General features: G+C 60.3%; 11 protein-coding genes. 5 read left to right on the top strand and 6 right to left on the bottom strand.

The genetic code is table 11. From position 1 onward, the window contains the following. Nucleotides 1–228 precede the first annotated feature (228 nt). Together HU806_RS06275 and HU806_RS06270 are read right to left on the bottom strand one after the other, a co-directional pair. Nucleotides 229–1,902, bottom strand: coding sequence for a DEAD/DEAH box helicase (locus HU806_RS06275; RefSeq protein WP_072408331.1), 1,674 nt, complete (start codon nt 1,900–1,902; stop codon nt 229–231). Nucleotides 1,903–2,372: 470 nt separating this feature from the next. Beyond that, entirely contained in the window at nt 2,373–3,128 is a 756-nt protein-coding gene (locus HU806_RS06270; protein ID WP_186610548.1) for a spermidine synthase, read from the bottom strand. Between the two features lie 141 nt (nt 3,129–3,269). On the opposite strand from HU806_RS06270, the gene HU806_RS06265 reads away from it, so the two are divergent. Beyond that, a complete protein-coding gene (locus tag HU806_RS06265; protein ID WP_186610547.1) occupies nt 3,270–4,616 on the top strand; it encodes a class II 3-deoxy-7-phosphoheptulonate synthase in 1,347 nt (448 codons plus the stop codon). A 54-nt stretch (nt 4,617–4,670) separates the two neighbouring features. Here the strand turns inward: HU806_RS06265 and HU806_RS06260 are convergent, their stop codons facing one another. Both HU806_RS06260 and HU806_RS06255 read right to left on the bottom strand, forming a co-directional pair. After that, nucleotides 4,671–5,900 (bottom strand): winged helix-turn-helix domain-containing protein, encoded by a 1,230-nt coding sequence (locus HU806_RS06260; protein ID WP_186610546.1) that lies wholly within the window; start codon nt 5,898–5,900, stop codon nt 4,671–4,673. Nucleotides 5,901–5,964: 64 nt separating this feature from the next. After that, on the bottom strand, nt 5,965–6,186 hold the full coding sequence (locus HU806_RS06255; protein ID WP_186610545.1) for a DUF1127 domain-containing protein: 222 nt from the start codon (nt 6,184–6,186) through the stop codon (nt 5,965–5,967). Nucleotides 6,187–6,283: 97 nt separating this feature from the next. Here HU806_RS06255 and HU806_RS06250 point away from each other — a divergent pair, with 97 nt between their 5' ends. Then, nucleotides 6,284–7,138 (top strand): LysR substrate-binding domain-containing protein, encoded by an 855-nt coding sequence (locus tag HU806_RS06250; RefSeq protein ID WP_030141879.1) that lies wholly within the window; start codon nt 6,284–6,286, stop codon nt 7,136–7,138. On the opposite strand, the gene HU806_RS06245 is transcribed toward HU806_RS06250, so the two are convergent. After that, nucleotides 7,128–7,877: a TSUP family transporter gene (locus HU806_RS06245; RefSeq protein ID WP_186610544.1), complete on the bottom strand. Its 750-nt coding sequence runs from the start codon at nt 7,875–7,877 to the stop codon at nt 7,128–7,130. The two genes, HU806_RS06250 and HU806_RS06245, sit on opposite strands and share 11 nt — an antisense overlap. 147 nt (nt 7,878–8,024) lie before the next feature. Between HU806_RS06245 and HU806_RS06240 the strand changes: the two genes are divergently transcribed. From HU806_RS06240 to HU806_RS06230, 3 genes are all read left to right on the top strand, one after another. Next, nucleotides 8,025–8,486: a MarR family winged helix-turn-helix transcriptional regulator gene (locus HU806_RS06240; RefSeq protein ID WP_186610543.1), complete on the top strand. Its 462-nt coding sequence runs from the start codon at nt 8,025–8,027 to the stop codon at nt 8,484–8,486. Nucleotides 8,487–8,749: 263 nt separating this feature from the next. Further along, a complete protein-coding gene (locus tag HU806_RS06235; RefSeq protein WP_186610542.1) occupies nt 8,750–9,169 on the top strand; it encodes an organic hydroperoxide resistance protein in 420 nt (139 codons plus the stop codon). 43 nt (nt 9,170–9,212) lie between these two features. Continuing rightward, on the top strand, nt 9,213–10,226 hold the full coding sequence (locus tag HU806_RS06230) for an alpha/beta hydrolase (RefSeq protein WP_186610541.1): 1,014 nt from the start codon (nt 9,213–9,215) through the stop codon (nt 10,224–10,226). Nucleotides 10,227–10,300: 74 nt separating this feature from the next. Here the strand turns inward: HU806_RS06230 and HU806_RS06225 are convergent, their stop codons facing one another. Then, nucleotides 10,301–10,870 (bottom strand): elongation factor P, encoded by a 570-nt coding sequence (locus tag HU806_RS06225; RefSeq protein ID WP_003199385.1) that lies wholly within the window; start codon nt 10,868–10,870, stop codon nt 10,301–10,303. Nucleotides 10,871–10,901: the final 31 nt, after the last annotated feature.

Raw genomic sequence — 10,901 nt, 5'->3', positions numbered from 1 at the left:
ATTTTGCCTCGGGCTTCCTTCAGATTCGCAGTCACCCGCGACACCCTTGCCTCTGGCTAACACTTCCCCTTGCCGGGTGTGTAGAGGACTTTCACCTCCAAGTCACCAGCGTGGCCACCACAGCCAAGCTGGTTGCGCTTACGCGCAACGCGCCATGCCTGGCGCACGCAAAAAAATCCCCGAACCAGTCGGGGATTTTTATGCTCGATCAATCAACCCGCAGGCTGATCAATCCTCGCGGTAACGGCGCAGTTTAAGCTGCTTGCCGGCGACACGAGTGTCCTTGAGCTTGGTCAGCAACTTCTCCAGGCCATCTTCCGGCAATTCCACCAGGCTGAAGCTGTCACGCACCTGGATGCGCCCGATGGCTTCGCGGGCCAGGCCGCCTTCGTTGAGAATGGCGCCCAGCAGGTTCTTGGCGGCAATGCCGTCACGAGCACCCAGCGCGGTACGGCAGCGAGCGCGACCTTCGGCCAGCGGGATCGGCGCGCGACGCTCGCGATCACCACGGTCCGGACGATCACCGGTACGCTCTGGACGATCGCCACGCGGTGCGCTGTTCGGCACCAGCGGACGCTCCTTCTCGATCGCAGCCAGGGTCAACGCCTGACCATTGGTAGCCTTGCGCAGCAGGGCCGCGGCCAGGGCACGCGGGGTGCAACCGATGTCGGCGGTCAGGCGATCGAGCAGATCACCGTGGGTCGATTCGGCGTCAGCCACCAGCGGCGACAGGCTGTTGGTCAGTTTCTTGATGCGCGCATCGAGAACGGCTTGTGCGTCCGGCAGGCGAACTTCAGCCACTTTCTGCCCGGTGACACGCTCGATCACTTGCAGCATGCGGCGCTCACGCGGGGTGACCAGCAGCAGCGCACGGCCTTCGCGACCAGCACGACCGGTACGGCCGATACGGTGCACGTAGGATTCCGGATCGTACGGCATGTCAACGTTGAATACATGGGTGATGCGCGGAACGTCCAGGCCACGGGCAGCTACGTCGGTCGCCACAACGATGTCCAGACGGCCATCCTTGAGGGAGTCGATCACGCGCTCACGCTGGTTCTGGGCAATGTCGCCGTTCAGCGCAGCAGCTTTGTAGCCTTTGGCTTCCAGGGCGCTGGCCAGGTCCAGGGTCGCTTGCTTGGTGCGCACGAACATGATCAGGGCGTCGAAGTCTTCCACTTCCAGCAAGCTGAGGACGGCGGAAGTCTTCTGGTCAGCGTGAACCAGCAGGTGAGCCTGCTCGATCGCGGTGACGGTCTGGGTCTTGGTCTGGATCTTCACGTGCTGCGGGTCGCGCAGGTGGCGTTCGGCGATGGCACGGATCGATTGCGGCAAGGTGGCCGAGAACAATACGGTCTGGCGAGTTGCCGGCAGGGCCTTGAAGATGACTTCCAGGTCATCCATGAAGCCCAGCTTGAGCATTTCGTCGGCTTCGTCGAGAACCAGGTGGTTCACGGTAGCCAGGACTTTCTCGTCACGACGCAGGTGGTCGCACAGGCGACCCGGGGTGGCGACAACGATCTGCGCGCCATTACGGATGGCTTTCAGTTGTGGGCCCATCGGGGCGCCGCCGTAAACGGCCACAACGGTAACGCCAGGCATTTGCTTGGAGTAGGTTTCGAAAGCGGTTGCTACTTGCAGCGCCAACTCACGGGTTGGCGCCAGGATCAGGGCTTGCGGCTCGCGCTTGGCAGGATCGATGCGATGCAGGATCGGCAGGGCGAACGCAGCGGTTTTACCCGTACCGGTTTGCGCCTGGCCAATCATGTCGTGGCCGGCCATGATGATCGGGATCGATTGCTGCTGAATCGCCGAAGGTTCTTCGTAGCCGGTCGCAGTGACGGCAGCAAGAATGTTCGGGTTGAGATTAAAAGCGGCGAAGCCGCCGGTTTCCTGGGTCATGGGTCTGCCTCTAAGTGCATCCGCAAAGACCCATGCTCCAAAGCTGCGCGTGCCGTGTTGAGACTCAAGAGTCGCCCTGGCTGCTTTGTCGGCGGGGATTTGCGAAAACGAATGAATGGAAAAAGAACGTCGTGGAAGCATCCGTTGTGCGGACATGCAACCGAAGCTGACTTCGAAAAATTGCGCTACCTTGACGCGGCCCGGCTAAAGGCCGGCGCGCACTATACCGGAATTTGCCCAAAAAGGGAGCTTTTTTTATTGGCAAACCCCGTTATGGGGATCGCTGTCGCAAGGCCTTGGAGCAGCCAGCTAAAACGGTTCATCTCCAGACGCCTTCGCCCTTGTGACGAGGGAGCTTGCTCCCGCTCGGCTGCGAAGCAGACGCCTGGGTTGATATCTGAAATCGAAGGGGCCGCTTCGCGACCCAGCGGGAGCAAGCTCCCTCGCCATAGGGGAACTGCTTTGCCTGATCAAGTCGCCGGGCGAATGGCCTTGATCAGCGATTGCAACGAATAGCCCAATCGCGGCGCCAGCCCTTCGGCTCGGGATATCAGTGCGTCCATATCCAGCTCCTGGTCCAGGTCCGCCGGCACGATCAGGATCACGTTGCCCTCCTTCACCGGCAATTCCCAATAGTGCCGGTGGTACAGGCCGCGCAACAGCGCCGCGCCCAGAGGCTTGCCATCGTCGGTGGCCCATTGGTTGATCACCAGCCAGCCGCCCGGATTGAGGCGTTTTTGACAGTTTTCCAGGAAACCCCACGCCAGGTGCCCGACACCGGGACCGACATCGGTATAGAGGTCGACGAAGATCAAGTCCGCCGGCTCCGCCGTTTCGAGCAGCTCCAAGGCATCGCCGACGCGGATGTACAATCGCGGATCATCGTCCAGCCCCAGGTATTCGATAGCCAGGCGCGGCACATCGGGCCGCAGCTCGATGGCCTCGACGTCTTCCAATGGCAGGAACTTGAGACACGCCTGGGTCAGCGTACCGGCGCCCAAGCCCAGGAACAGCGCGCTTTCCGGCTGCTCGTGACACAACGCACCGATGAGCATGGCGCGGGTGTAGTCGTATTCGAGCCAGCTCGGATCGGCCGTGAACACGCAGCTCTGCTCGATGGCGTCGCCGAATTCGAGAAACCGGTAGTCGGCCACCTCGAACACGCGAATCATGCCGAACTGGTCATGCACCTCGGCGAGCAAATGCTCGACGCGCTCCTCTGTCATTTCATCTCCTGTGGTTGCCGGGCCGGCTTGAGCCCACGCATACGGGGCAAAGGCGCGATTGTCGGCGAAGCAACCGGAACAGGTCACGTACTAATTTGCTGATAACATGGCCGTCCGAGCGTAAATCACCTAGAGATCATGATGAGCCAACCCTGGAGCCCTGACAGCTGGCGCGCCCTGCCGATCCAGCAACAACCCCGCTACCCCGACGCCGCGCACCTGTTGCAGGTGGAGCAGACCCTGGCCAGTTATCCGCCACTGGTGTTTGCCGGTGAAGCCCGGGAGTTGCGCCGTCAGTTCGCCGAGGTGACCCAGGGCCGGGCATTCCTGCTGCAAGGCGGCGACTGCGCCGAAAGCTTTGCCGAGTTCTCGGCGGCGAAGATCCGCGACACCTTCAAGGTGCTCTTGCAGATGGCGATCGTCATGACGTTTGCCGCCGGTTGCCCGGTGGTCAAGGTCGGACGCATGGCCGGGCAGTTCGCCAAGCCGCGCTCGGCCAACGATGAAACCATCGACGGCGTGACACTTCCTGCCTACCGGGGCGACATCGTCAACGGCATCGGCTTCGATGAAAAAAGTCGGGTTCCAGATCCGGAGCGGTTGCTGCAGTCCTACCACCAGTCCACCGCCACCTTGAACCTGCTGCGGGCCTTTGCCCAGGGCGGGTTCGCCGATCTGCACCAAGTGCACAAGTGGAACCTGGATTTCATCGCCAACTCGGCCCTGGCGGAAAAATACAGCCACCTGGCCGACCGCATCGATGAAACTCTGGCGTTCATGCGCGCCTGCGGCATGGACAGCTCGCCGCAACTGCGTGAAACCAGTTTCTTCACTGCCCACGAGGCGCTGTTGCTCAACTACGAAGAAGCCTTCGTGCGCCGTGACAGCCTGACCAATGACTATTACGACTGCTCGGCCCACATGTTGTGGATCGGCGACCGAACCCGTCAATTGGACGGTGCCCACGTCGAATTCCTGCGTGGGGTGAACAACCCGATCGGCGTCAAGGTCGGCCCAAGCATGAACCCTGACGACCTGATCCGCCTGATCGATGTGCTCAACCCGGACAATGACCCCGGTCGGTTGAACCTCATCGCGCGGATGGGCGCCAACAAGGTGGGTGAGCACCTGCCACCGCTGTTGCGCGCCGTGCAGCGTGAGGGCAAGCAAGTGCTGTGGAGCTCCGACCCGATGCATGGCAACACCATCAAGGCCAGCAGCGGCTACAAGACCCGGGATTTCGCGCAGATTCTTGGCGAAGTGAAGCAGTTCTTCCAGGTCCATGAAGCCGAAGGCACCTATGCCGGCGGCATTCATATCGAGATGACCGGGCAGAATGTCACCGAATGCATCGGCGGCGCGCGACCGATCACCGAGGACGGCCTGTCGGACCGCTACCACACCCACTGCGATCCACGGATGAACGCCGACCAATCGCTGGAGTTGGCCTTCTTGATCGCCGAGACTTTGAAGCAGGTCAAGCGCTAGGCGCTTCATTGCCAGTCAAACCGCTATCGCGAGCACGTTCGCGATAGCGCCCGCTCAAGCGCTGCCGACCTGCGTCAAGGCGCTGGCCAATCGAACGCCCCCGTCCCGCCGGCAATTGAGCTGAACCCGCTCCAACCCCAACCAATCGGCCATGCGCCGCAAATTCAGCGCTAGCGCCAGCATGCCCTCTTCGTCCAACCCAGGCTCTTGCTCGTGCACGGCATGCACCGCCAGGCAACTCAGGGCCCGCTCCGCCCGCAGGTCCAGCCGAGCCGCGATCCGCTCGTTGTACAAGAACGGCAGTACGTAATAGCCATACACTCGCTTGTGCTGCGGCGTGTAGATTTCCAGGCGATAACGGAAGTCGAACAAGCGCTCGGTGCGACTGCGCTCCCAGACCAGCGAATCGAACGGCGAGAGCAGCGCACTGGCAGCCACTTTGCGAGGAACTGTCGCAGTCGCTCGACACCAGGCCGGCTGCTTCCAGTCCTGGACCTGGCAACGCACCAGCTCACCGTTCTCTTCCAATTCGGCCAGCCGCGCACGGCTCTCGGCCGGACCGAGGCGGAAGTAGTCGCGCAGATCTTTTTCGGTGCCGATGCCCAGGGCATCCACCGCGTGCAGCAGCAAAGCGCGTTGGGCCTGGGCTTCGTCCGGCTGCGGCAACTGCAAAATCGAATCCGGCAGCACCCGCTCCGGCAAGTCATACAGCCGCTCGAAGCCACGCCGCCCCGCCACCGTCACTTCGCCTGCCGCAAACAGCCACTCCAATGCGTGTTTCTCAGCGCTCCAATCCCACCAGGGACCGGCCTTTTCCTCGCGCGTGGACAAGCTGCCCGCGCCAATCGCACCTTGCTCACGAACCGACTGCAGCACTCGGCGAATCACGTCCTGGCGCTCCTGGCCGAAACGCGCCAGCTGCTGATAGACACCTTCGCCACGGGCCGCCCGCTCCATGCGCCAGCGCATCAGCGGGTACATCGACATCGGCAGCAGCGAAGCTTCGTGGCCCCAGTATTCGAATAGCGTGCGGCGGCGTCCCTGGCTCCAGGCGGCCTGGTCGAGCAAATCGCGTTGGTAGGGACCGAGGCGTGAGAACAGCGGGAGGTAGTGCGAGCGCACCAGTGCATTGACTGAATCGATTTGCAGCACGCCGAGGCGTTCGATCAAGCGGTTGACGTGCGAAGCTTGCACCGAAGCTGGCGGTAACCGCCCATTGAATCCTTGGGCGGCCAACGCCAGGCGCCGGGCCTGTTTGAGGGTAAAGGACAGAGTCGCGGGCATGGAGATCTCCTTCTCTGCTCGCAACCTACCTCACCATTAAGCGGTTTGTGTAGGGAAGGATGGCTCATTTGTGCATCGGGTCATCCCAGAATGGCCGAACCACTTCCTTTTCTACATCTGCACGGCTGATGCCGATGTCCTTGAGCGCCTCGTCGCTCATCGAAGCCAGCAATTCGCGCTCGTGGTGCAATTCGTACCAGCGGCTAAACTTGTGCAACAGCGCGCCGAGCGAAAAACCGTGGGATGAGAATTTATCGATCAGTAGATAACCTTTTTGACCTTTCATCGTGATGTCCTCCGTTGGGGATGGCTCAAGTCTCGCGCTAACGCTAAGATCAATCCAACGAATGTTTCTTATGCAATACATCTCGGAGATTGATCAATTGTCGAGTTACCCGAGCATCGATACGGAAGTGCTGCGTACCTTCGTCGCCATCGCCGACCAGGGTGGTTTTACCCGCGCCGGTGAGTTGGTCAACCGCACACAGTCCGCCGTCAGCATGCAGATGAAGCGCCTGGAGGAAGACGTGTTGCAGCGCCGCCTGTTCGAGCGCGACGGGCGACAAGTCAAGCTCACCGCTGAAGGCCAGGTCTTGTTGGGTTATGCCCGGCGGATCCTCAAGCTGCACAGCGAAGTGTTCAATACCCTGCGCGAACCGCACATGGTCGGCACCGTGCGCATCGGCACGCCGGACGATTATGTGATGCGCTTCCTGCCGGGAATCCTGCAGCGCTTCGCCCAGTTTTATCCGCTGATCGAAATCGAGGTGCACTGCGAGTCGTCCAAGCAGTTGTTGCTGCGCCAGGACCTGGACTTATCCATCGTCACCCGCAAGCCAGGCGATGAAATTGGCCAGTTGCTGCGCAAGGAGCGTTTTGTCTGGGCCGAAGCCGCCTGTTTCAACGTCCATGAACAAACACCGCTGCCGCTGGCGATGTTCAATAGTGATTGTTTCTGTCGACAATGGGCCTGCAATGCGCTGGATGCCATGGGCCGCGATTATCGCGTGGCGTACAACAGCTCGAGTCTTTCAGCGCTCATGGCGGTGGTCGGCGCGGGCCTGGCGATCACCGCGCAATTGGAAAGCCTGCTGACACCTGACATGCGCGTGCTCGGCGAGGCCGAGAACCTGCCGGAGCTGCCCGAAGCCAGCATCATGCTGATCCGCAACCTGCACAACCCGTCGCCAATCACTGAATGCCTGGCCGAGCACATCGTCGAAGGTTTCAAACTTTAAAGACGAGCAACACCGCACACAGCACCAAAAAGCCGCAGAACAACCCACGCAGCAATCGCTCTGGCAGGGCGTGGGCGACCTTGACGCCCCAACTGATGCTCATCAACCCGCCGACCGCCAGCGGCAGCCCGATCCACCAGTCCACCTCATGGTGAAACGCATAGGTGGCGAGCGTCACGCCCGTGCTCGGCAGCGCCAGAGACAGGGACAAGCCTTGGGCGACCACTTGGCTTGTACCGAATACGCTGGTAAGAATCGGCGTGGCGACAACGGCCCCGCCAACGCCGAACAGCCCGCCCATTGTCCCCGACGCTGCTCCTAGCACACCGAGCCATGGCCAGCCATGACGCATCCGTGCCGAAGCCGGCGCCGTCGCGACGAACATTCGAATAAGGTTGTAGGTCGCCAGAACAATCAGGAACACCACGAAGCCAATCCGCATGCTTTCGGCGTCAATGCCTACAGCCCAGATAGAGCCGAGCCACGCGAAACAGAACCCCATGGACGCCAACGGCAACACATGGCGCAACTCAATGCGATTGCGTTGGTGGTAACGCCACAGCGCCAGCATCACGTTCGGGACCACCATCACCAATGCCGTGCCTTGGGCAATCTGCTGGTCCAGGCCAAACCATACGCCCAGCACCGGAATGGCGATCAGTCCACCGCCAATTCCGAACAATCCCCCCAACGTGCCCAGCGCGGCGCCCAACAGCAAATATTGCACGACCTCAATCACAGACGACTCCCCCGTTTATCAGGGCGCCTATCCTACGCAGTTGGCGTTAACGAGGAAATGAAACGTCTGAGCAGGCCATCAGAATTATCTGGTGCATTAAAGGTTCGTCCGCTAGATTCATAGCATCATTGATGAAAGGTTTCCGCCATGAACACCCAACGCGACACCCCCGACCCTTGCGAAGCCCTGTTATTGGATAACCAGGTTTGTTTCGCCTTGCATTCAACCTCACTGTTGATGACCAAGGTCTATAAGCCGCTGCTCCAGTCACTGGGCCTGACCTACCCGCAATATCTGGCCATGATGGTGTTGTGGGAAAAAGATGGCCTGACTGTCGGCGAAATCAGCAACCGCCTGCTCACCGACCCGGGCTCGCTGACGCCGCTGCTCAAGCGCCTGGAGGCCGAAGGCCTGTTGAGCCGCACCCGTAGCCGCGAGGATGAGCGCGTGGTCATCGTCGAGCTGACCGAACAAGGTCGCGCCCTGCAGAAGAAGGCTCTGGATATTCCGCAATGTATCCTCGCCGCCAGTGGCCAGACGCTTGAACAGTTGAAGAAACTACAGCTCGACCTGCAGGCGCTGCGCGGGCATTTGCAGGACAGCCTCTGATCCGCCCCTCCTCTTGCGCCTTGTGGATGTGGCCTTGCTCGTGAGAGCGGCCACTCCCCGCCCGAATCCTCCAGCGCACATCAAAAAATCCTGAAGAAAAATTACTTGTAGCTCAATGAGTTAAGCGATTTTCAATCGCCAGGTCTCGCCTCGTCTTGAAAATTTATATTGCGCACTAATTATTTGCGCAGTACATTCCCTTCACACCTACTTAGCGCGCAAACATTTAGCGCAAATATCTAACCAAAAACGAGGCGTCCACCATGAAAACTCTCTACACCGCAATCGCAACCTCCACCGGCGGCCGTGACGGTCGTGCCATCTCCAGCGACAACATCCTCGACGTCAAACTTGCCACGCCCAAGGAACTCGGTGGTGCAGGCGGTGCAGCGACCAACCCGGAGCAACTGTTCGCCGCTGGCTACTCGGCCTGCTTCATCGGCGCGCTGAAATTCGTCGCCAGCCAGAGCAAACGTAAAATCCCGGACGACGCCTCGATCACCGCCCATGTCGGCATCGGCCAGATCCCCGGTGGGTTCGGCCTCGACATTGACCTGAACATCAGCCTGCCAGGCCTTGACCAGGCCGATGCGCAAAGCCTGGTGGATGCGGCTCACCAGGTTTGCCCTTACTCCAACGCCACTCGCGGAAACGTTGATGTGCGCCTGCACGTCACCGTCTGATCTTCGCCCTGACTTTTACTTTTCAGAACTTAAGGAGATACCCATGAACACGATCAGCAAAGCATTGACCGGCACCCTTCTCGCCCTGAGCGTCAGCAGCGCCTTCGCTGGCGGCATCGTCGAACATAACACCCAGGCGTTTCTCGATGCGCTGAATGCCGGGACTGGCAAGCCGCTGGAACAACTGTCGCCCAAGGACGCCCGCGCCGTACTGGTCGGCGCCCAGGCCGGGGTCAAACTGACCCTGCCCAAGGCCGACGTCAGCGAGAAAACCATCCAGGTCGATGGCCAGCCGATCAGCCTGACGATTGTTCGTCCGGCCGGGGTCAAGGGGGAGCTGCCGGTGTTCATGTTTTTCCACGGCGGTGGCTGGGTTTTGGGGGATTTTCCGACCCACGAACGGCTGGTTCGGGATCTGGTGGCGGGTTCGGGTGCCGTCGCGGTATTCGTCAACTACACGCCGTCGCCCGAGGCGCATTATCCGGTGGCGATCAACCAAGCCTACGCCGCGACCAAATGGGTGGCTGAGCACGGCAAGGAAATCAATGTCGATGGCAAGCGCCTGGCTGTAGCGGGTAATAGCGTCGGCGGCAATATGGCAGCGGTCGTGGCGCTGATGGCCAAGGACAAGGGCACGCCAGCGATTCGCTTCCAGGCCCTGCTGTGGCCGGTGACCGACGCGAGCTTCGAGACGGCGTCCTACAACGAGTTCGCCGAAGGGCACTTCCTCAGCAAGAACATGATGAAGTGGTTCTGGGATAACTACACCACCGACGCCGGGCAGCGTAACGAGATCTATGCCTCACCGCTGCGAGCCACCACCGCGCAACTCAAGGGCCTGCCGCCCGCGCTGGTGCAGACCGCAGAAGCTGACGTGCTGCGCGACGAAGGTGAGGCCTACGCCCGCAAACTGGACGCGGCCGGCGTGCCGGTCACAGCCGTGCGCTACAACGGCATGATTCACGACTATGGCTTGCTCAACGTGGTGAGCCAGGTGCCAGCGGTGCGTTCGGCGATGTTGCAGGCATCCCAGGAGCTCAAGCAGCACTTGAAGTAACAAGCATCAGGAAGAAAGCAGAAATAAAAAAGCCCGACTCAATTGGTCGGGCTTTTTCGTACAAAAGGCTGCGCTTACTTAGCGCGGCCTTTGTAGGAACCGCCTTCGCGGGTATCGATCTCGATCATGTCGCCGATTTCGATGAAGTCAGCAACCGACAGCTCGGTACCGTTCTTCAGTTTGGCAGGCTTCATGACCTTGCCGGAAGTGTCACCGCGAGCGGAGCCTTCGGTGTAATCAACCTGACGCACGATGGTGGTCGGCAGTTCTACGGAAACCAGGCGCTCTTCGAAGAACACGGCTTCGCAGACGTCAGTCATGCCTTCTTCGATGAACGGCAGAACGCTTTCGATGTCTTCGGCGTTCAGCTCGTACATGGTGTAGTCAGTGGTGTCCATGAACGTGTAGGTGTCGCCGCTGATGAAGGACAGGGTCGCTTCTTTACGGTCGAGGATCACATCGTCCAGTTTGTCGTCGGCGCTGTAGACGATCTCGGTCTTGTAACCGGTCAGCAGGTTCTTCAGCTTGGTCTTCATGATCGCGCTGTTACGACCCGACTTGGTGAACTCAGCTTTCTGAACCAGCCAAGGATCGTTTTCGAGACGGATCACGGTCCCGGGTTTCAGTTCTTTACCAGTTTTCATTGCGAATATCCGAATTTGGATGGGATTTACA

This window comes from Pseudomonas sp. SWRI154, from assembly GCF_014268645.1.
Taxonomy (GTDB): Bacteria; Pseudomonadota; Gammaproteobacteria; order Pseudomonadales; family Pseudomonadaceae; genus Aquipseudomonas; species Aquipseudomonas marvdashtae.
Note: the sequence above shows the minus strand (reverse complement) of the source record. Positions and strands in the feature narration are given on the sequence as shown.